The organism is Zhihengliuella alba (assembly GCF_039538765.1).
Classification (GTDB): Bacteria; Actinomycetota; Actinomycetes; order Actinomycetales; family Micrococcaceae; genus Zhihengliuella; species Zhihengliuella alba.
Genome location: NZ_BAABCJ010000002.1, coordinates 151,847 through 171,393 on the forward strand (window position 1 = coordinate 151,847; position 19,547 = coordinate 171,393).

18 protein-coding genes, 2 tRNA genes and 1 riboswitch are annotated in these 19,547 nt (G+C 71.6%); of the genes, 3 read left to right on the forward strand and 17 right to left on the reverse strand.

The genetic code is table 11. The annotated features are described in order from the left end of the window. Position 1 precedes the first annotated feature (1 nt). From ABD784_RS06480 to ABD784_RS06540, 13 genes are all read right to left on the reverse strand, one after another. Positions 2 to 904 (reverse strand): DMT family transporter, encoded by a 903-nt coding sequence (locus ABD784_RS06480; RefSeq protein WP_344881734.1) that lies wholly within the window; start codon positions 902 to 904, stop codon positions 2 to 4. Then, positions 892 to 1,533, reverse strand: coding sequence for a CDP-alcohol phosphatidyltransferase family protein (locus ABD784_RS06485; protein WP_344881737.1), 642 nt, complete (start codon positions 1,531 to 1,533; stop codon positions 892 to 894). Before ABD784_RS06485 ends, ABD784_RS06480 begins: the two co-directional genes overlap by 13 nt. A 113-nt stretch (positions 1,534 to 1,646) precedes the next feature. Then, the gene (locus ABD784_RS06490; RefSeq protein WP_344881740.1) at positions 1,647 to 2,360 is read right to left on the reverse strand and encodes a phage holin family protein; all 714 of its coding nucleotides are present in this window, start codon (positions 2,358 to 2,360) and stop codon (positions 1,647 to 1,649) included. A gap of 276 nt (positions 2,361 to 2,636) precedes the next feature. Continuing rightward, positions 2,637 to 2,709, reverse strand: a tRNA-Asn gene (locus ABD784_RS06495). Between the two features lie 18 nt (positions 2,710 to 2,727). Then, positions 2,728 to 2,803 (reverse strand) — tRNA-Asn (locus ABD784_RS06500). Between the two features lie 85 nt (positions 2,804 to 2,888). After that, entirely contained in the window at positions 2,889 to 4,991 is a 2,103-nt protein-coding gene (dnaG, locus tag ABD784_RS06505) for a DNA primase (RefSeq protein ID WP_344881743.1), read from the reverse strand. A gap of 52 nt (positions 4,992 to 5,043) precedes the next feature. Next, entirely contained in the window at positions 5,044 to 6,360 is a 1,317-nt protein-coding gene (locus tag ABD784_RS06510) for a deoxyguanosinetriphosphate triphosphohydrolase (RefSeq protein ID WP_344881746.1), read from the reverse strand. 3 nt (positions 6,361 to 6,363) lie between these two features. Continuing rightward, a complete protein-coding gene (dusB, locus tag ABD784_RS06515) occupies positions 6,364 to 7,509 on the reverse strand; it encodes a tRNA dihydrouridine synthase DusB (protein ID WP_344883431.1) in 1,146 nt (381 codons plus the stop codon). Between the two features lie 171 nt (positions 7,510 to 7,680). After that, a complete protein-coding gene (locus ABD784_RS06520) occupies positions 7,681 to 8,289 on the reverse strand; it encodes a class I SAM-dependent methyltransferase (protein WP_344881749.1) in 609 nt (202 codons plus the stop codon). A gap of 2 nt (positions 8,290 to 8,291) precedes the next feature. Further along, on the reverse strand, positions 8,292 to 9,680 hold the full coding sequence (locus ABD784_RS06525; RefSeq protein ID WP_344881752.1) for a YibE/F family protein: 1,389 nt from the start codon (positions 9,678 to 9,680) through the stop codon (positions 8,292 to 8,294). A gap of 42 nt (positions 9,681 to 9,722) precedes the next feature. Then, the gene (locus tag ABD784_RS06530; protein ID WP_344881755.1) at positions 9,723 to 10,646 is read right to left on the reverse strand and encodes a GNAT family N-acetyltransferase; all 924 of its coding nucleotides are present in this window, start codon (positions 10,644 to 10,646) and stop codon (positions 9,723 to 9,725) included. A 2-nt stretch (positions 10,647 to 10,648) separates the two neighbouring features. After that, positions 10,649 to 12,034 (reverse strand): glycine--tRNA ligase, encoded by a 1,386-nt coding sequence (locus ABD784_RS06535; RefSeq protein ID WP_344881758.1) that lies wholly within the window; start codon positions 12,032 to 12,034, stop codon positions 10,649 to 10,651. A gap of 67 nt (positions 12,035 to 12,101) precedes the next feature. Continuing rightward, a complete protein-coding gene (locus tag ABD784_RS06540) occupies positions 12,102 to 13,073 on the reverse strand; it encodes a DMT family transporter (RefSeq protein WP_344881761.1) in 972 nt (323 codons plus the stop codon). 163 nt (positions 13,074 to 13,236) lie between these two features. On the opposite strand from ABD784_RS06540, the gene ABD784_RS06545 reads away from it, so the two are divergent. Beyond that, the gene (locus ABD784_RS06545; protein WP_344881764.1) at positions 13,237 to 13,479 is read left to right on the forward strand and encodes an RNA-binding S4 domain-containing protein; all 243 of its coding nucleotides are present in this window, start codon (positions 13,237 to 13,239) and stop codon (positions 13,477 to 13,479) included. A 36-nt stretch (positions 13,480 to 13,515) separates the two neighbouring features. On the opposite strand, the gene ABD784_RS06550 is transcribed toward ABD784_RS06545, so the two are convergent. From ABD784_RS06550 to ABD784_RS06560, 3 genes are read right to left on the reverse strand one after another with little or no spacing between them, the layout of a single operon-like run. Further along, entirely contained in the window at positions 13,516 to 14,172 is a 657-nt protein-coding gene (locus tag ABD784_RS06550) for an alpha/beta hydrolase (RefSeq protein ID WP_344881767.1), read from the reverse strand. Between the two features lie 43 nt (positions 14,173 to 14,215). Further along, positions 14,216 to 15,478 carry a homoserine O-acetyltransferase MetX gene (gene metX, locus ABD784_RS06555; RefSeq protein ID WP_425582935.1) on the reverse strand — a complete coding sequence of 421 codons (1,263 nt, stop codon included), beginning with the start codon at positions 15,476 to 15,478 and terminating at the stop codon, positions 14,216 to 14,218. Then, positions 15,475 to 16,869, reverse strand: a complete 1,395-nt coding sequence (locus ABD784_RS06560; RefSeq protein WP_344881769.1) for a bifunctional o-acetylhomoserine/o-acetylserine sulfhydrylase — start codon at positions 16,867 to 16,869, stop codon at positions 15,475 to 15,477. The genes metX and ABD784_RS06560 overlap by 4 nt, the downstream gene beginning before the upstream one ends. Positions 16,870 to 16,985: 116 nt before the next feature. After that, positions 16,986 to 17,103: riboswitch (SAM riboswitch) on the reverse strand. A gap of 165 nt (positions 17,104 to 17,268) precedes the next feature. Between ABD784_RS06560 and ABD784_RS06565 the strand changes: the two genes are divergently transcribed. Further along, entirely contained in the window at positions 17,269 to 17,916 is a 648-nt protein-coding gene (locus tag ABD784_RS06565) for a VOC family protein (protein ID WP_344881772.1), read from the forward strand. Between the two features lie 126 nt (positions 17,917 to 18,042). After that, positions 18,043 to 18,606: a hypothetical protein gene (locus ABD784_RS06570; RefSeq protein WP_344881775.1), complete on the forward strand. Its 564-nt coding sequence runs from the start codon at positions 18,043 to 18,045 to the stop codon at positions 18,604 to 18,606. A 79-nt stretch (positions 18,607 to 18,685) separates the two neighbouring features. On the opposite strand, the gene ABD784_RS06575 is transcribed toward ABD784_RS06570, so the two are convergent. Next, positions 18,686 to 19,504: a CPBP family intramembrane glutamic endopeptidase gene (locus ABD784_RS06575; protein ID WP_344881778.1), complete on the reverse strand. Its 819-nt coding sequence runs from the start codon at positions 19,502 to 19,504 to the stop codon at positions 18,686 to 18,688. Between the last annotated feature and the right edge of the window lie 43 nt (positions 19,505 to 19,547).

Consider the following 19,547-nt stretch of genomic DNA (forward strand, 5'->3'; position numbering starts at 1 on the left):
GTCAGGACTCCTTGGACTGTTGTTGTTGTTCAACTCTGCGGTGGTGCGCGTCGGGGTGGTGACGCGACAGGGCTATGACGCCGACGACGGCGACGACCGCGCACGCGACCATCGACATCGCCGTGATGGGGTGGACCTGGTCCTGCAGCTCCCCGAGGACGCCGATGCCGATCGCGATCCCGACCATCGGGTCGATCACGGTCAGTCCGGCGATCACCAGGTCGGGCGGACCCGACGAGTAGGCATTCTGCACGAAGTAGGTGCCGAGCAGGCTCGCCACGACGACCGCGATCACGACCAGCCACGATACGTTGGCGAAGAGGTTGCCCTCCGACTGCATGAGACTGATCGCCAGCGTACGGACCAGGACGGCGACGAAGCCGAACACGACACCGGCGCCGACGATGTAGAAGAACGCGTTCTGCCGCCGGTGGAAGAAGACCGCGAGCGACCCGAGGACGGCCACGGCCACCGCCAGCAGCAGGACGACGATCAGTTCCTCGCGGGCGGAGATCCTCGGGTGCGGCTCGGTGACCTGGATGGCCAGGAGGACGAACCCGATGCTCCCGCCCACGCAGGCGATGATGGCCAGGAAGGTCGGACGGTTGATCCGGATCCCGATCTCCCGGGCATGGACGACGGTGGTGATCACGAGGGCGATGGCGCCGATCGGCTGCACCACGGTCAGCGGTGCGGACGCCAGTGCGTACACGTTCAGGACCATCCCGATCCCCATGAGGAGGAGTCCGAAGACCCAGCGCGGGTTCAGCAGCAGGCGCAGGATCCCGCGGTGTCCGACGCTCAGGCCGCCGGCGGTGGAGCGCACCGCGCCGCCCTGGCGCTGCGCTCCGAACGCGAGGAAGAACGCCGCCGCGACTGCACAGCCGACAGCTATCCAGACCATGGGCCGCCCGTACGAGGCGAGTAGATGCCGCTCCGTTCGCGCCGGGCCTTGGCGTGGGCCGCCGCGAAGTAGCCGATGGCCGCGACGACGTGCAGCACGCAGCCGACCGCCAGCACCGTGGTGGCCACTGCCTCGAAGCCCGCGCTCCTGAGCGACTCGACATGGGCGAGCAGCACCAGGGGCGCGCCCACGAGGAGGACGGCCGTGCGGGTCTTCCCGACGATGCTCACCGGCAGCTCGGGGATGCCCCGGAACAGCAGCAGCGAGTTCACGGCCAGGACGACGTCCGGCACGACGATCGCGTAGACCGCCCAGGCGGGCGCGATCCCCGCGACGACGAACGTGACCACGACCAGGATGAGCGCGAGGCGGTCCGCCAGCGGGTCCAACCACATCCCCACCGTGGAGATCTGGTTGAGCCGCCGCGCGACGTACCCGTCGATCCAGTCCGTCGCCCCCAGCAGCACCAGGGAGGCGGTGGCCCAGCCGAACTCGTGGACGCCGACCAGCCACATGAAGACGGGGACGAGGAGGAACCGGGCCACGGTGATGATGTTGGGCCACGTCCAGAACGTGTCGAGGACGCGGTACTCAACGTCGTCGCGCGTTCCCGCCCCGAATAGCCGCATGGCTCCCCCTCCTTGTCACGGCTGCCGTCTGGACAGCCGCACGATGCACGCCACGAGGGCGGCCAACGAGACTCCCGCGATGATCCGCGGGAGGCATCGCCAGATGATCCGTCCTAGCGGACGGGACTCTCGCCCTCCGCTCGGCGCGAACCGTTCTCGGCGCCGTCGGCCTTGTGCCGGCCGGGACGCAGGTTGGAGAGACGCTCCTTGACCATGTCCTTGCCCGTGGCGCGGGCGACCTTCTCCTTGGTGAGCTGGTCGCGCAGCTCCGCGAGGTGGACGCGCCGTGCCCGCGTGCGGGCCTGCAGGTCGTCGTAGCTCGGCTTCGGCTCCTTGGCCGCGGCCTTCTCCTCCGCCTTGCGCCGCTCCTCCGCGAGCTCCTCCTCGGACTTCTGCTTGGGCTCGTCGAGGCTCCGGACATCGAAGGAGCTGCCCTCCTTGAGAACCCCGAGGTCGTGCTTGAGGCCACGGATCGCGTCCTCCGGCATCAGCGGCATGGCCTTCTTGGCCTTCGGCACGGCGATGGCGGCGAGGATGAGGATCAGGAGCAGGAAGAAGCCCGCCACCACGAGTGCGGCGAGCCAGGCGGGCATCACCACGGCGAGGCCCATGATGCCGGCGACGAGGAGCGAGATCATCATGGCCGAGAGGAACAGCAGCGCCGCCACGGCCAGACCGGCCGCGACGCCGACGCTGATGCCCTTGACCTTCAGCTGGGCGATCGCCAGCTGGATCTCGTCGTTGACCTGCTTGGGGACCAATCGGCCGAGATCCTTGGCGGCGTTCAGCGGTGAAGTCCCCCGGCCAGTGGTCTGTGTGTATGGCATGAGTGAATCCTTCGACGTCGTCCGGCCGCAAGGGCCCGGTTGGCTCCCAAACTATCAAAAGGCGGCCCCGATCCAGCGTCCGCCCCGGGAAAATCAGGGGGCCATCAGGGTTCCTTCAGGGAAGATCCCCCGACGGGATGAGATTCGGACGCCCCGGACGAGGCCCAGACCGTGCCGCGGGGCCGTCGGGCGGCCCGACGGGACGGCCACCGGGCCGGACGTCCCGGGGGACGACGAAGGCCCCGGGTCGGAACCCGGGGCCTTCGTCTCAGTGCGCTCCCCCGACTGGACTCGAACCAGTAACCCTTCGATTAACAGTCGAATGCTCTGCCAATTGAGCTACGGGGGAATGTTCACTTGCGTTGCGTGGCTCCCCCGACTGGACTCGAACCAGTAACCCTTCGATTAACAGTCGAATGCTCTGCCAATTGAGCTACGGGGGAAAGCAACGGATAAGACTATACAAGATCGAGCGGGCCGGTGAAAATCCGGCCCCACCGCCGTGGCGGAGCCCACGCGAGGCGCGTGTCAGTCCTCGCGCAGGGCTCGCCGCTGCAGTTCGAGCTCCATGAGCTCGCGATTGATCCGCTGGAACTCCTCGGGCGCCGAGGCGGGGTCCATCCGCTGCAGCTGGCCGATTTTCTCGGCCTTCAGGTGCGTGATCTGCAGCTCGAAGAGCCGGTTCATGATGTCGCGGCAGTAGCGGGCGAGCGCCTCGGCCGAGTGCGCGGGCAGCGGGATGACCGCCATCTCGGACACCAGCGCACGCAACGGCTCGGGAACCTCCTGGCGCACCGCCTCGACCCACTGCGCCGGCGACACCCCGGAGGCGCCGGCGGCGCGGATCGCCGCGTGGATCGCGGAGTGCGCCGGCGCGAGGAAGCGCGCCTCGTAGAACGCCTGCCACTGGTCCGGGGTGAGCATGGCGGGCTGCTGGAGCACGACCTCCAGCGACTCGCGCTCCATCCGGGTCACGGGGTCGCGCGGATCCGGCATCTCGTAGCGGGGGCCGGAGTCGACGGCTCCTGAGTCGCCGTACTGACCCGCCGTCCCGGCCTCCTCGTCCCGCGCGTAGCCGCCCGGCGCGGCATGCCGTCCCGGCCGCTCGCCGGATCCGGCGTGCTCGTTCTGCCACTGCTGGCCCGGACCCGACGGGCGCCCGGCCGTCTCCTGCCGCCGGTCGGTACGCTCCTGCGCGGGCGCACCGTAGCCCTGCCCGCCGCGATCCGGATGGGGCCGTTCGGCGCCACGCCCGCCGCGGCTCGCGCCGCCGTCGTTCCCGCCGCCCTTGCCCGCGGCCCGGCCGCGCTTGCCGGCCGCTGCGACCGAGCGCGTGACGTCGTCGATGTCCATGCCGAGCCAGCCGGAGAGCTCGCGCGCATAGGCCGGCCGCATGGCGGGATCGCGGATCTCCGCGACGATGGGGGCCGTCGCGCGCAGCGCCTGCACGCGCCCCTCCACCGTGTCGAGGTCGTACTTCTTGAGACCCGCCTTGATCGCGAACTCGAAGAGCGGGCGCTTGGTGGCGATGAGCTCCCGCACGGCCTCGGGCCCTCGCTGCTGGCGGAGATCGCACGGATCCGCCCCGGTGGGCTCGACGGCGACGTACGTCTGCGCGATGAAGCGCTGGTCCTCGTCGAAGGCGCGCAGAGCGGCCTTCTGGCCCGCCTCGTCGCCGTCGAACGTGAAGACGACCTCGCCGCCGGTGCCGTCGTCCTGGAGGAGGCGGCGGGCGATCTTGATGTGGTCCGCCCCGAAGGCCGTGCCGCAGGTCGCAACGGCCGTGCCGACCCCGGAGAGGTGACAGGCCATGACGTCGGTGTACCCCTCGACCACGACGAGCTGGCGGTGGCGCGTGATGTCCCGTTTGGCGAGGTCCACGCCGTAGAGGACCTGCGACTTCTTGTAGAGCTGGGTCTCGGGGGTGTTCAGGTACTTCGGGCCCTTGTCGTCCTCGTAGAGCTTGCGTGCGCCGAAGCCGATCGTCGCGGCGGTGAGGTCCCGGATCGGCCAGATGAGGCGCCCGCGGAACCGGTCGTAGATGCCGCGCTGCCCCTCGGAGAACATGCCGGTCAGGTTCAGCTCGTCGTCCCGGAAGCCCTTGGAGCGCAGGTGCTTCAGGAGCGCGTCCCAGCCCTGGGGCGCGTAGCCGACGCCGAACTTCTCCGCCGCGGCCTGGTCGAAGCCGCGCCCGGTCAGGAAGTCGCGGGCGATCTGGGCCTCGGGGCTGCCGAGCTGGTGCCGGAAGAACTCCTCGGCGATCTTGTGCGCGTCCAGCAGGCGCTGGCGCCGGCCGACCTCCTGGCGGCTCGGGCCGTGTCCGCCGTCCTCGTAGTGCAGCTCGAAGCCGATGCGGGCGGCGAGCTGCTCCACGGTCTCGGTGAACGTGGTGTGGTCCATCTTCTGGATGAAGGAGATGACGTCGCCCGACTCTCCGCAGCCGAAGCAGTGGAACGTGCCCACCTGGGGCCGGATGTGGAAGGACGGGCTGCGCTCGTCGTGGAAGGGGCAGAGCCCCTTGAAGGAGCCGACGCCGGCGCTGCGGAGGGTCACGTACCCCTCGACGACTTCCTTGAGGTCGGTCCGGGCGCGCACCTCGTCGATGTCTTCGCGTTTGATCAGGCCGGCCATGCCTACAGGATAGTGCCCTGCGCGGGACGCCGATTCACTCGTCCACAGGCGCTCAGAGGACGAGCTCGGCGCGGAAGGACTCGCCCTGGACCAGGGTGCGGTGCCACTCGATCGCCGAGGAGTCCGTCAGCGACGCGACCTGGTCGACGACGGCGCGCAGCCGGCCGGCGTCGTCCCGCGCGTCGTTCCAGTCGGAGGCGAACATCGGCTCCAGGTACTGGTCGCCGGTCTCGGTGAGGAGCGCCACGAGCTCGGAGAGCACCTGGCGCTGGCGCTCGTAGATCGGCTGGCGCTCGTCGCTCGTCATGACGTAGGCGGTGGCCAGGCCCTTCATCGCCGCGATCTCATGGTCCGTCTCCTCGGGGACGATGAGCCGCCCGTTGAACCGGGTCAGCGGGTCCGTGCCGTACTCGGCGCGCGTGGCGTCCAGCGCGGCCTGGCAAAAGCGCCCGATGAACTGGCTGGTCATGTCCTTCAGCGCCGCCATGGAGCGCCGGGACCCGTTGGCCACGGGCACCCACTCCTCGGTGGCCTCGAGCCGGCGCAGTGCGGCATCGATGGTGGCGTCGTCGACACCGGGCAGGTACCAGCGCCGCGTGTACTCGATGACCCGGTCCCGGTGATCGGGGTTCTGGATCCAGCGCAGCTGGAAGCGGCCGGCGACGATCGCGTCCTCGACGTCGTGCACGGAGTAGGAGATGTCGTCGGCGAGGTCCATGACCTGCGCCTCGATGCAGGTCTGCCCGGGACCGGGCCGGAGGTTCTCGTCCTCTCCCCCGGCGCGCAGCCACTCGAACACCGGCAGGTCCTCGGTGTAGACGCCGAACTTGCGCGTCTTCGTCCCGTTGCGCAGCGGCGCGTCCTCGCGCGTCCACGGGTACTTGCAGGCGGCGTCGAGGGACGCACGGGTGAGGTTGAGTCCGGCGGAACCGCCGTTGTGCCGGAACGTCTTGGTCTCGAGCCGGGTCAGCAGGCGCAGCGTCTGGGCGTTTCCCTCGAACCCCCCGATGCCTGCGGCGAGACGGTCCAGCTCCTTCTCCCCGTTGTGGCCGAACGGCGGGTGCCCGAGATCGTGGGCGAGGCAGGCCGTGTCCACGACGTCCGGATCGCAGCCGAGCGTCGCACCCAGCTCGCGGCCGACCTGCGCCACCTCGAGGGAGTGCGTCAGCCGGGTCCGGACGAAGTCGTCGGAGTAGGGCGCGACCACCTGGGTCTTGGCGCCGAGCCGGCGCAGCGCCGACGAGTGCAGGACGCGGGCCCGGTCGCGCTCGAAACTCGTCCGGTAGGACTTCTTCGGCGGCTCAGGGACCCAGCGCTCCTGGTCGTACGGCTCGTAGCCGGGGACGGCGCGCTGGTGCTGGTCTGCCACGGCTCAGCCGCCCGAGACGTCGGACTCGGCGGCGGCGATCATCGACTGGTGCAGCGGCGAGAGCTCCCGCGAGTCGAGCCAGCCGTCCGGCAGGGCCGGCCGCTTCGGCGTTCCGGCGCGGCCGCGCGGGCCCTCGGCGTCGGCGCCGGGGTACCCCGCCTCGGGGTCGAGCCGGTCCAGCAGCTCCCGCAGCTGGTCGAGGGTGCCGACGGCCGCCATCGCCGCGCGGAGCTCGCCGCCGACGCTGTAGCCCTTGAAGTACCAGGCGACGTGCTTGCGGATGTCACGGAGGGCCTGCTCCTCGTTGCCGAAGTAGTCGATCAGCAGCTCGGCGTGCCGGAGGAAGGTCGCGCCGACCTCGCCCAAGGTGGGCCGGTAGCGCCTGTCGCTGCCCTCGAAGGCGGCCTGCAGGTCCCCGAACAGCCACGGCCGGCCCTGGCAGCCGCGCCCGATGACGACGCCGTCCACGCCGGTCTCGCGGACCATGCGGATGGCGTCCTCCGCGGTCCAGATGTCGCCGTTGCCCAGCACCGGCATGTCCGGCAGCGCGTCGCGCAGCTCCTTGATGGCGGCCCAGTCCGCCTGCCCCGAGTAGAACTGGCCGGTGGTGCGTCCGTGCAGCGTCACGGCGGCGACCCCGTGGTCCCGGGCGATGCGCCCGGCGTCCAGGAAGGTCAGGTGGTCCTCGGTCACGCCCTTGCGCATCTTGATGGTCAGGGGGACGTCGCCCTTGGCGGCCTCGTCCGTCGCGGACTTGATGATGGCCCGGAACAGATCCGTCTTCCAGGGCAGGGCCGACCCGCCGCCCTTGCGGGTGACCTTGGGGACGGGGCAGCCGAAGTTCAGGTCGATGTGGTCCGCGCGGTCCTCCTCGACGAGCAGCCGCACGGCGGCGCCGACCGTCTTGGGCTCGACGCCGTAGAGCTGGACGGAGCGGACGTCCTCGTCGGGGTCGTGGGAGATGATCCGCATCGATTTCTCGTTGCGCTCCACCAGGGCCCGCGACGTCACCATCTCGGTGACGTACAGTCCTCCGCCGTACTCGCGGCAGAGCCGCCGGAACGCCTTGTTGGTGATGCCGGCCATCGGTGCCAGCACCACGGGCACATCGACGGTCAGCCCGCCCAGCTGCAGGGGCGGCAGCTCCAGTCGGGTGGGCGCTGAGCCATCCCCCTGCGTCGCGGCCCCGGTCGCGGGGGCTGCTGCGCGAGGAGTCGTCTGCACGGTCTGGGTGGGGGAAGCTGTCACGGTCACTGCCCCATTATCGCAAGCGGTGGCAAATCGTCCCCCTGCCGCGCTCCGACCTGTGGAGAGTCTCCGCTACGCCCGGCGGCGGGCCTCGACCGCCAGGTGCGGGCGTGTCTCCGGCTCCGCCCGTCGGCTGCTCCCGCAGGAATCGAAGCCGGCGGTGTCCAGCACGGCCCCGATCGTCTCGGCGTCCCACCGGTACGCCGTCGCGACCGCGTGGTCGAACGCCTCGCCCGGCGTCCCGTCGAACAGGCCGAGCAACAGGCCCCCGCCGGGGCGGAGCACCCGGGCGAACTCGCGGAGCACCGCCGGGACGTCCGCGGGCGGCAGGTGGATGAGCGAATACCAGGCGAGGACTCCCCCGAGCGCCCCGTCGCGGCGCGGGATCGTCTCGAGCCGCCCGACGCGGAACTCGACGCCGGGGAAGCGCCGCCGCGCACCCTCGACGAACGGCTCGACCTGATCGATGCCGGTGACCTCGACCCCCTGCTCCGCGAGGAACGCGGTCCAGTGGCCGGGGCCGCAGCCGGCGTCGAGGACGGGGCCGGGGACCCGGCAGGCCCAGTCCCGAATCAGGCGGAGGTCCTCGGCGTGGACCGCGTCCAGGGAACCGAGCAGCTCGGTGTACTCGACTGCGCGCCGCGTGTAGGCCGCGCGCACGGCGTCCGCTGCGGCCGGCATCGCTACGCCCTCGGCGCGGGCTCGATGCCGGTCGGCTCCCCGCCACCGGCCGCGCCGCCGGGTCCGGGCCCGCCGGCAGTCGCGGCACGACGGCGGCCGGAGGCCGCGGCAGTCCGGGCCGGGGAGGGCCGGGCCGGGGAGGGCCGGGCCGGGGAGGGCCGGGCCGGGGAGGGCCCGCGGTCGCCGGGGCCGACGGCCTTGACCACGGCGACGGCGATCGCCGTCGTCACCGGGATCGCCAGCACCAGGCCGATGGAGCCGACGAGGGTGCGCACGACTTCCTCGGCGAGCTCGCCGGAGGTGAAGGTGTCCAGCAGGGCCCGGTCGTAGAGGCTGACGAGGATCAGCATGGGCAGGACCGCGCCGGCGTAGGCGAAGGCGATGGTGTAGACGGTCGAGGCGATGTGGTCCCGCCCGATGCGCATGGCGGAGGTGAACAGCTCCCGCGCGGAGCGGTGCGGCATGGCCTCGGCGAGCTCCCAGACGGCGGAGGACTGGGTGATCGTCACGTCGTTCAGCACGCCGAGCCCGGCGACCAGGAGCCCGCAGAGGATGATCCCGGACAGGCTCAGCTCCGGCACCTGGTTCACCAGCGTGTACTTGGCGTCGTCCCCCACGCCGGTCAGGTGCACGGCCCCCGTCGCCCAGGCCGCGAGCGCCGTCGTGACGGCGAGGCCGAAGATGGTGCCGAGCAGCGCCGTCGTGGTCCTGGCGGTGAACCCGTGCGCGAAGTAGAGGACCGCGATCATGATCAGCGCGGAGCCGACGAGCCCCACCAGCAGGGCGGGCTTGCCCTCGACCAGGGCCGGGATCATGAACGCGGACAGGACCCCGTAGGCGCCGACGAGGCCCAGCAGCGCACGGAGGCCGCGCCACCGGGCGACGGCGACCACCACGAACGCGTAGAGCGCCGCGAGCAGCAGGATGGGGGCCGTCCGGACGAAGTCGACGAAGATGTATGGGGCCGCCGAGCCGCTGACGGCCTCGGTGAGGTCCAGGTACTTGATGCGGTCCCCCGGCTCCACGCCGGTGGCCGTGACGATCTCCGGCGGCACCTCGACCGGCACCGGGCTGCCCCCCGCCGCCGGGACGACGTACGCGACGTCGCAGAGCTGGGCCTGGCCGCCGGCGGCCTCCGTGTCCCCCGACGACGGGCAGGTCTCCTCGCGCACGTCGGCCACGGTTCCCGAGACGAAGGACACGCCGGCGGCGGCCGAGTACGGGTCGTTCAGCTGGAGGTCCTCGGCCTGGCCGTCGGGCCACAGGAACCAGGCCCCCACCAGCGTCAGGAGCGCCAGCGGCACGAGGATGACGGACAGGATGATGCGTGCGCGGCGACGGCGCACCGGATCGGTCAGGACCGGGGCGTCGTGGTCGTGGGAGTGGCCCACCTGGTCTCCTCGGCTCTTCTGCGGCGACGTGCCGGGGTCCGGCTAGTCGGTGGCGACGATGTGCGTGGTGGTCACGACGGTCGCGTGACCGGCGGCGATGAGACCGTCGACGATCTCGCTCAGCGGCCCCATGGCGTCGTCGACCTCGATCTTCACCGGGTACTGGTGGGCCAGCATGGCGAGCAGGCCGAACACGGACTCCTTGGCGACCACGGCGTCCAGCTCCGGGTCCCAGCCCATGAGCACGTCCGCCGGGGCATCCACCCGGTCCGGCTCGTAGCTGATCGCGAAGGACAGGATCCGTCCCCCGGCGCTGTGCGGCCTGTCCCGCAGCACAACGGCGCCCTTGGCGCCGGTCGCGTCGTTGAGCAGCATGGTCTGGGCCCGCCCGAGGGTCATCTCTGCCCGGTCCCAGTCGTGGACGGCGTTGTAGAACGCGGCCACCACCTGAGTCAGCTCGACCGATCCGGTCGCGGCCTCCTCGAGGGTGAGCCCGTCCTCCTCGAACTGGGGCAGCTTCAGCACGCCGGGCTCGACCACCACGGCGCGCGAGCGCATGATGCGCTCCTGCCCGATGGAGGCGGCGAACGCGGAGGCGCCCTCGGCGTCGGCCCCCTCCACGGTGTAGCGCGTCTTCAGTGCGGTCACGCCGGACGGCGCCTGCTCCTCGCGCAGGCGCCGCACCAGCTCGGTCGCGAGGCCGCGTCCCCGGTGGTCGCGGGCGACCTCCACGTAGAGCCACAGCCGGTCCGGGTGCAGCGAGGACTCGAAGACCGTGGCCGCCGCGACCGGGACGCCCTGGTCCTCGGCGACGAGGGTGCGCGCCCACGGCTTGTCGCTGTTGGCGCGCAGCATGGTGCGGTCCAGGTGCGCCTGCGGCGTGGACGGGTCGCCCCAGACCTGCAGCAGCGCCAGGTCGTCGCCCTCCTGCCAGGGCCGGAACGTGTACTCGGGCGCCTCGGTCATGCTCAGGCCCCCAGCAGACGCGCGGCCAGGTAGGACTTGACCTGGTCGAGGGACACGCGCTCCTGGGCCATCGTGTCGCGCTCGCGGATGGTGACGGCCTGGTCCTCGAGGGTGTCGAAGTCCACGGTGATGCAGAACGGCGTGCCGATCTCGTCCTGGCGGCGATAGCGGCGGCCGATGGCGCCGGCGTCGTCGAAGTCGATGTTCCAGTTCCTGCGCAGGTCCGCGGCGAGCTCGCGGGCCTTCGGGGAGAGCTGCTCGTTGCGCGAGAGCGGGAGGACCGCGGCCTTCACCGGCGCCAGGCGCGGGTCCAGCTTCAGGACCGTGCGCTTGTCGACGCCGCCCTTGGAGTTGGGCGCCTCGTCCTCGGTGTAGGCGTCCACGAGGAAGGCCATCATCGAGCGAGTGAGTCCGAAGGACGGCTCGATCACATAGGGGACGTAACGCTCGCCCGTGGCCTGGTTGAAGTAGGAGAGATCGACGCCGGAGGCCTCCTTGTGGGAGGAGAGATCGTAGTCGGTCCGGTTAGCGACGCCCATCAGCTCGCCCCACTCGGAGCCCTGGAAGCCGAAGCGGTACTCGAAGTCGATGGTGCCCGCGGAGTAGTGGGCCCGCTCGTCCTCCGGGACGTCGAAGCGGCGCATGTTCTCCGGGTCGATGCCCAGGTCGATGAACCAGTCCCAGCAGGTCTCCACCCAGTCCTTGAACCAGTGGTCCGCGTCCTCGGGCGCCGTGAAGAACTCGATCTCCATCTGCTCGAACTCGCGGGTGCGGAAGATGAAGTTGCCCGGCGTGATCTCGTTGCGGAACGCCTTGCCGATCTGGCCGATGCCGAACGGGGGCTTCTTCCGCGCGGCGTTGAGCACGTTGTTGAAGTTCACGAAGATGCCCTGGGCGGTCTCCGGGCGCATGAAGTGCAGGCCGGACTCGCTGTCCACGGGGCCGAGGAACGTCTTGACCAGCCCGGAGAACATCTGGGGCTCGGTGAACTGACCCTTGGTGCCGCAGTCGGGGCAGGCGATCTCGCTCATGCCGTCCTGGGGCTGGCGGCCCTTCTTCTCCACGAAGGCCTCGATCAGGTGGTCCTCGCGGTGGCGCTTGTGGCACTGCGTGCACTCGACCAGCGGGTCAGTGAACGTCGCGACGTGGCCGGAGGCCTCCCAGACGGCCTTGGGCAGGATGATGGAGGAGTCGAGGCCCACCATGTCCTCGCGGCCGCGGACGAAGTGCTGCCACCACTCGCGCTTGATGTTGTCCTTCAGCTCGGTGCCGAGGGGCCCGTAGTCCCACGCGGAGCGGGAGCCGCCGTAGATCTCACCGGCCTGGAAGACGAATCCGCGCCGCTTGGCGAGGGAGATGACCTGATCGAGCTTGGACTGCGGTGCCATTCTTAAACTCCATTACCTGCGTGGCCGCTGGTTGCGGTCCGCGATGGGAACAATACGAGAGACCACCCTAGCGGAAACGCAGTCCCGCCCTCGGTGCGGAGGCGATGACGACGGCGACCAAGGCCAGGGCCGTGCCGAGCACGGTCGCGAGGTCGATCCGGGCCCCCGCGACGGGCGCGACGAGGTCCATCGCCAGCGAGCCCGCGAGCTGCCCGGCGATCAGGCCCAGACTGGTGACGAGCACTCCGAACCAGCGCACCAGGACGGCGCCCGCGGCGATGAACACGATGCCGAGCAGCCCGCCCGTGTACATCCACCACATGCCCGGGAGTGGCGCCGGCGCCCCCGTGAAGGGCAGCGCGACGAGGAACGCCGTGACCAATGCCGCGGAGCCGACCGCGAAGTTGAAGAAGGTCGCGGGCAGCGGATTGCCGTAGAAGCGGGTCTGCGTGCCGTTCATGGCCTGCTGGAAGCCCGTGAGCACGCCGGCCGTCAGCGGCAGCAGCATCGGCCCGATCGTCGCCCAGGAGACGCCCGTGGCACTCAGCGTGGGCCAGACCGCCCAGACGACGCCGGCGAGTGCGAGCATCCCGCCGACGAAACGCTCGGTGCTCACCGGGCGCGGCCCGCCGGGTCCGAAGCCGATCCGGTCGGCGACGATCCCGGAGAGGATCTGGCCGGCGACGTTGGCTACCGTGAAGAGGGCCACGCCCAGGAGTGTGACGGCCAGGCCCTGGCCGAGCACGAAATAGGCGCCGCCGATGCCGGCGAGCATGTACCACCAGGGGAAGTGCCCGTCGCGCACGTGCCCGGGCATCTCCCGGAGGCCCCGCCGACCCACCGGGGTGAGGACGACGACGGCGGTGAGCAGGATCAGTCCGGTGCCGAAGGAGACGACGGCGGCGGCCAGCCCGCTGCCGGTCTCGGCGGCCAGGGCGCCGTTGACCCGGCCCTGGAGCGGCATCGCCGCGCCGGCGACGAGCGCGGCGGTGACGCCGACGGGCAGCGGCAGGGCGCGCTCGTTCCGCGGGGCCGTCATGCGGCGCTGTCCCGGCCGTGCGGCCCGGCGGCACATCCAACCGGGCCGGCGGCGGGGCGCCGGGCCGGTGCGGCAGCGGATCCGGGGTGCCGAGTGGTCCGGGTGTGCTGGGCGGACGGGACGGTCGGTCTCAGTTCGTTCGGCACGCCTACACTGTATAGCCATGACCGACAACGAGCCCGCAGTGATCTCCCTCCGCGACGAATCCATCCGCCTGGGCCAGCTGCTCAAGCTCGCCAGCCTCGTCGAGGACGGGGTGGAGGCCAAGAGCGTGATCGAGGACGGGCACGTCCTGGTCAACGGGGAGGTCGAGACCCGCCGGGGCCGCCAGGTCCGCAACGGGGACACGGTGGAGGTCGCCGGCGAGCGGATCGTCGTGGCCGCCGAGACCGACGCCGCCGAGTAGGGCCCGCGGCCGGGAGGCGCGTCCGCCGCGCGGTCCTCAGCGGCGCGCGTCCGCCGCGAGGACCTGGTGCCGCAGGAACTCGGAGACGTGGCCCATCTCCGGAGGGTTGATGCTGTGCGCCAGGCCCGTGTAGAGCATCTTGGTGGCCGCGGTGTGCTCCTGCGCCCAGCCCGTCGTGTACTCGACCAGCGGCTCGGCGATGATCTGGTCGATGTCGCCGCGCCCCCAGAACAGCGGCGGCCGCTGCTCCCGCAGGGCGGCGTCGTCGAAGTAGTCGCCCTCGGCGGGGATCGCGAATCCGGACAGTCCCACGACGGCATCGGCCAGGTCCGGGCGGCGGCGCAGCACCGACGTGGCCACGGCCATGCCCATGGAGAACCCCAGCAGCGTCACGGAGCTGTGCCGCGCCCGCACGCCCTCGAGCCAGCCGATGACGTCGTCGACGGCGCGCGCGACGCGGTCGAACGAGTAGTCGGGCTCGTTGAGGAGCGGGAACCAGGTGAAGCCGGGTCCCAGGGCGTGCGGCGCGCGGACCGAGGCGAGCGTGAACTCCTCGGGGAGCATCGGGGCCAGGCCGATCAGGTCGCGCTCGTGCGAGAGATAGCCGTGGAACAGGACGAGCAGCGGCGTGTCCGCGCGCTGCTCGTCCGGCCGGTTCCATACGACGGTCGGGTTCCAGGTGGAGGTCGTCATGGCGCCATTCAATCAGGTCGTCGCATCGGGCGGGTCCCCGGACTCAGGCGAGGACCGTGGCCCGCAGCGCCTCGGAGAGCTGCGGCGCGTCCGTCAGGAAGGCGTCGTGCCCGATCGGCGAGTCGATGTACTGCACCGGGCCGCACCCGGGGAGCAGGCGGGCCAGCTCCTCCGACTGGGACGGCCAGTAGAGCCGGTCGCTGGCCACAGCGGCCACGAGGAAGCGGATGTGCCCCAGACCGGCCAGCGCCGCCTCGACGCCGCCCCGGCCCCGCCCGACGTCGTGGCTCATCAGCGCCTCGGTGATGTTCAGGTACGCGTTGGCGTCGAACCGACCGGTCAGCTTCCGGGCCTGGTGGTCCAGGTAGCTCTCGACCTGGAACCGGCCCCGCCGGCCCGTCACGGCGCCGAGCGGGTCCTCGTCGCCCTGGGGCAGGCGGTCGAAGCGGGCGGCGAACTCCGTGTCCGAGCGGTAGGTGATGTGGGCCAGGCGCCGGGCGATGCCCAGCCCCTCCACCGGCCCCTCCCCCAGGGTGCCGGGCGCGCTGTAGTAGTCGCCGCCGTGGAACCCGGGATCCAGGCGGATGGCGCGCGTCTGGATCTGGGCGAACGCGATCTGCTCGGCCGACGACGCCGCCGTGGCGGCCAGCACCGCGCACCCGCGGACGCGGTCCGGGAACGTGGCCGCCCACTCGAGGGCCCGGGCGCCGCCCATGGACCCGCCGAGGACCGCGCGCCAGGCGTCGATCCCCAGGGCATCCGCGAGGCGTGCCTCGAGCCGCACGGTGTCCCGCAGGGTCGTGAACGGGAAGCGCGAGCCCCACGGCCGCCCGTCCGGGTCCGGGCTCGACGGCCCGGTGGTACCGGCGCAGCCGCCCAGCACGGCCGGGGCGACGACGAAGTAGCGGTCCGTGTCGACGGTCCGGCCCGGGCCCACGAAGTCGTCCCACCAGCCGGGAAGCTCGGTGGCTCCCCGGGACACGTGCGTGTCCCCGGTGAGGGCGTGCAGGACGAGCACGGCGTTGGAGGCGTCCGCATCGAGGGTGCCCCACGTCTCGTAGGCGATGTCGACGGATGGCAGCGCGCCGCCGGTCTCGAACTCGAAGGCGCCGGTGCGCAGCGTCTGCAGGACGCCCTCGGACCCTGTCGCCGGGCCCGGCTGCGACCGACCGTCCGGACGCGTCCCGACGGTCGATGTCGGCGCCTCCGCTCCCTGCCCGGGGGCCGTGACCGCGCCGGGAACCGCCCCGGGGGCGCCGGTCCGGCGCCCCCGGGGCTCGGTGATCGTCTCGATGCCGCTGGTCACTTCACCGGTGCCTCGGCGCCGGCCGCCGCCGTCGTCGTGTTCGAGGACGCCGCACCGGCGGCGCGGAACCCGGCCTCGAGGTCGGCGAGGATGTCCTCGACGTGCTCGATGCCGACCGCGATCCGGACCAGGCCGGGCGAGACGCCGGCGGCGCGCTGCTCCTCCTCGCTGAGCTGCGCGTGCGTGGTCGACGCCGGGTGGATGACGAGGGAGCGGACGTCGCCGATGTTGGCGACGTGCGAGTGCAGGGAGAGCCCGTCGACGAAGGCCTGCCCGGCCTCCGCGCCGCCGGCCAGCTCGAACGCGATGACCGCGCCCGTGCCGCGCGGGCCGTACTTGCGGCCGCGCTCGTACCAGGGGCTGGACGGCAGGCCCGCGTACGCGACCGAGAGGACGTCGTCGCGCCCCTCGAGCCACTCCGCGACGCGCTGCGCGTTGGCCACGTGCCGCTCCACGCGCAGGCTCAGGGTCTCCAGGCCCTGCGCGATCAGGAAGGCGTTCAGCGGTGCGACCGCGGACCCGAGGTCGCGCAGCAGCTGCACGCGGGCCTTGAGGATGTAGGCCAGGTTGGCCCCGAGTGCACCGCCGACGCCGAGGTCGCGGGCGAACACCAGGCCGTTGTAGGACTCGTCCGGGGTGTTGAAGCCGGGGAACCGCTCCGGGTCGGCGGCGTAGTCGAACGTGCCGCCGTCCACGATCACGCCGGCGATCGCCGTGCCGTGCCCGCCCAGGTACTTGGTGGCCGAGTGCACGACGACGTCGGCGCCCCACTCGAGCGGGCGGATCAGGTAGGGGGTGGCCAGGGTGTTGTCGACGATCAGCGGGACGCCGACCTCGTGGGCGATCGCCGAGATCTCCTCGATGTTGAGGACGTCCTGGCGCGGGTTGGACACCACTTCGCCGAAGAACGCCTTGGTGTTCGGGCGGACCGCGGCGCGCCAGGCGTCCAGGTCGTCCGGGTCGGCCACGAAGGTGACCTCGAGTCCGAACTTCTTCAGCGTGTGCTTGAGCAGGTTCTGCGTGCCGCCATAGAGCGTGGGGCTGGCGACGATGTGGTCACCGGCCTCGGCGACGTTGAGCAGGGCGTAGGTCGTGGCGGCCTGGCCCGAGGCGAGCAGCAGCGCGCCGACGCCGCCCTCGAGGTCGGCGATCCGCTGCTCCACGGCGTCCTGCGTCGGGTTGCCGATGCGCGTGTAGATCGGCTCCAGCTCGGCGAGCGCGAACCGCGCGGCGGCGCTCTCCGCGCTCGGGAAGACGAACGACGTCGTCTGGTAGATCGGCAGGGCCCGGGCGCCCGTCGTCGGATCCGGCGTCTGGCCCGCGTGGATCTGGCGGGTCTCGAAGGCCCATGCTGCGGACTGGGTGGACGGCGTGGTGTTCTGCTCTGACATGTTGTTCCCCTCTGTGTTCCGGGGTCCGCCCGCACTCCCGCTGTGCCGTGCCGACGCCGAGGGGGCGAAGGCCGCCGGACGGTAACGGTCCGGCGGGTACAGCAGATGGGAAGGCTTTCCCGCGCTTGCCCCGCATCGTTTTCGAGCGGAGCCGGGTCTTCACCCGGGGCACCCCACCGCGAGTGTGAGGGTTGCCGGCCAGCAAACCGGGGTTTCACGCTGGCACTCATGACCTTGGTCCCCAAGTTTCGACGAAGAGGAGCCGCCGTGCAAGCCCGGTCTCAACAGCCCGACACACAGCCCGGCGCGGCCTCGGGACAGCCTCCTGCCGCGGCGTCCGGCGGCAAGTAAGGGCAGCCTAATTTCGAGACGTCCATCACATAGTGCCATCATGAGGACATGATGAGGTTGGACCATGTTTCCTATGCTTGCGGCCCTGACGGCCTGACCGCCACGGCCGACCGGATCGCTCGAGAACTCGGCATCGAATCCGTCAAGGGAGGAGTCCATCCTCGCTTCGGAACCAGGAACGTCATCTTCCCGCTGCGCAACAACCAGTACCTCGAGGTCGTCGAGGTCCTGGCCCATCCGGCGAGCGACAAGGCACCGTTCGGCCAGGCCGTCCGGGCCCGCTCGGAGATGGGCGGCGGCTGGATGGGCTGGGTCGTCGCGGTGGACGACCTGGTCCCGTTCGAGGAGCGCCTCGGCCGCAGTCGGGTACCGGGGAACCGGAAGTTCCCGGACGGCCAGGAGCTGACCTGGCAGCAGATCGGCATCAAGGGCCTGATCGCCGATCCCCAGGTGCCCTACATGATCCAGTGGGACGAGGGCACCGAGAAGCTGCATCCCTCGCAGGCCGTGGAGCGCCCAGAGGGGCAGATCGCGCAGATCTGCATCGCCGGGTCGCGGGACCGCGTGCGGGACTGGCTCGGCCGCCCGGAGCAGTCGCCGCTGGGCGACGTCACGGTCGACTGGCAGGCGCCGAACGGCGCCCCGGGCATCCTGTCCGTGTCCTTCATGACGCCGCACGGCCTGGTCACGCTCTAGAGCCCGCGCCGGGGCTCATCCCCGGCGGGCTCGCACGGCGACCGGTCCGGCTCTGGCGCGGAGCGGCCGGCAGGACTAGATTCGCCGCAGAAGAAGGCGGCGGCAGACGCAGGGGGGCGTAGGCGCATGGGGACCACCGAATCGACTCGCAGAGGGCTCGGCACGACGGCGGTCGATGCCGTCGCTGCGGCGGCCGTCTCGCCGTCCGGGCGCGGCGGGCGGCGGGCTCCCCGGCGCTCCGCCCGGTCCGTCGGGAGCCGACTGCTCGGGCCGCTCCTGGCGGCCGCGGTGCTCTGCGGAGTGGGCGCGTGCGCGCCCCCGGCGGAGCCCGCACTGGCCCTGCTGGACACCCCCGCCTCGACCCAGGAGATCCCGGACCAGATCCTCGAGGCCGGCTTCATGGAGCCCGCCTCGATCCGCTTCGCGGGAGCGGACCAGGACGGCATCGAGTACTACCTCGGCCGCTCGAACCAGGCCGACGAGGTCTGCGTCGCGATCTTCTCCCCCGAGCGGACCTACGAGTTCTCGGGCGGTTGCGCCCCGCTCGAGCCCGAGACGTTCGCCCTCGTGCAGGCCGTGACGACGCCTCCGCGCGTCGCCCACCTGGTCGCGGACGGCTACACCCCGCCGGCCGAGGACGGGCTGAGCCGCGTCAGCGACAACGTCTGGGTGGAGATCCAGGAGCAGTGATCCAGGCGCAGCAGTGAACCAGGCGCAGCAGTGATCCAGGCGCCCGGGTGATCGGCGTCCGGGTGATCGGCGTCCGGACTCACGCCCCGAACCCGGTGGCGGAGCCGAACAGCGCGTACCCGACGAACCCGGCGATGTCGAGGAAGGCGTGCGCGATCACGAGCGGCATGACGCGGCCGTAGCGGGCGTAGATCCAGCCGAAGACGATCCCCATGGCTACGTTCCCGACGAACGGCCCCACCCCCTGGTAGAGGTGGTAGCTACCGCGGAGCAGCGCACTGGTCGCGATCACCGTCCACCTCCCCGCCGGGCCACGGCCCCAGCCCAGACGGCGCAGGTGGTGGAAGAGGAATCCGACGACGATGACCTCCTCCAGGATCCCGTGCCGGATCGCGGAGAGGACCAGGACGGGGATGGTCCACCAGTGGTCGTCGAGGGCGGCCGGGACGATCGCCGTCGTCAGCCCCAGGGCCCGGCCCGCCGCGTAGACGCCCAGCGTCCCGACGCCGATGGCGACCAGGAGCCCGACGCCGAGCGCGGCGTCCCGGCCGGGACGGCGGGCGTCGAGCCCCAGGGTCCGCAGGGCGCCGCGCAGCGGCACGGCCAGGAAGTACAGGGCCAGCGCCACCGGCACGAGCGAGAAGAGGATGTCCAGGAGCTGGTAGACGAGGTCGAAGACGGGCCGGTCGTCCAGCGGGACGTTCATGCTGGTGGTCTGCTCCCCCAGCGGGCCGCGGGTCAGCTTGTCCAGCAGCTCGACCACCGAGTAGACCGCCGACCGGCCCAGCGAGAGGCCCAGGACGAGGATGAGCTCCCAGCGCAGCCGCGTGCGCGTCGCGGCCTCCGGCGCGGCGCCCGGTGCAGCATCCGACGCTGCGGCCGGCGAGGACGCCGGCATGGGCCGCTGCCGGCGGGATGATTCCGGGCGTGACGGGGTGGGC

Excerpts from the sequence above, each read along its gene's own strand:
- ABD784_RS06480 (WP_344881734.1), bottom strand. The coding sequence starts at position 904 with ATGGTCTGGATAGCTGTCGGCTGTGCAGTCGCGGCGGCGTTCTTCCTC.
- ABD784_RS06485 (WP_344881737.1), bottom strand. The coding sequence starts at position 1,533 with ATGCGGCTATTCGGGGCGGGAACGCGCGACGACGTTGAGTACCGCGTC.
- ABD784_RS06490 (WP_344881740.1), bottom strand. The coding sequence starts at position 2,360 with ATGCCATACACACAGACCACTGGCCGGGGGACTTCACCGCTGAACGCC.
- dnaG (WP_344881743.1), bottom strand. The coding sequence starts at position 4,991 with ATGGCCGGCCTGATCAAACGCGAAGACATCGACGAGGTGCGCGCCCGG.
- ABD784_RS06520 (WP_344881749.1), bottom strand. The coding sequence starts at position 8,289 with ATGCCGGCCGCAGCGGACGCCGTGCGCGCGGCCTACACGCGGCGCGCA.
- ABD784_RS06530 (WP_344881755.1), bottom strand. The coding sequence starts at position 10,646 with ATGACCGAGGCGCCCGAGTACACGTTCCGGCCCTGGCAGGAGGGCGAC.
- ABD784_RS06535 (WP_344881758.1), bottom strand. The coding sequence starts at position 12,034 with ATGGCACCGCAGTCCAAGCTCGATCAGGTCATCTCCCTCGCCAAGCGG.
- ABD784_RS06540 (WP_344881761.1), bottom strand. The coding sequence starts at position 13,073 with ATGACGGCCCCGCGGAACGAGCGCGCCCTGCCGCTGCCCGTCGGCGTC.
- ABD784_RS06545 (WP_344881764.1), top strand. The coding sequence starts at position 13,237 with ATGACCGACAACGAGCCCGCAGTGATCTCCCTCCGCGACGAATCCATC.
- ABD784_RS06550 (WP_344881767.1), bottom strand. The coding sequence starts at position 14,172 with ATGACGACCTCCACCTGGAACCCGACCGTCGTATGGAACCGGCCGGAC.
- ABD784_RS06560 (WP_344881769.1), bottom strand. The coding sequence starts at position 16,869 with ATGTCAGAGCAGAACACCACGCCGTCCACCCAGTCCGCAGCATGGGCC.
- ABD784_RS06565 (WP_344881772.1), top strand. The coding sequence starts at position 17,269 with ATGATGAGGTTGGACCATGTTTCCTATGCTTGCGGCCCTGACGGCCTG.
- ABD784_RS06570 (WP_344881775.1), top strand. The coding sequence starts at position 18,043 with ATGGGGACCACCGAATCGACTCGCAGAGGGCTCGGCACGACGGCGGTC.
- ABD784_RS06575 (WP_344881778.1), bottom strand. The coding sequence starts at position 19,504 with ATGCCGGCGTCCTCGCCGGCCGCAGCGTCGGATGCTGCACCGGGCGCC.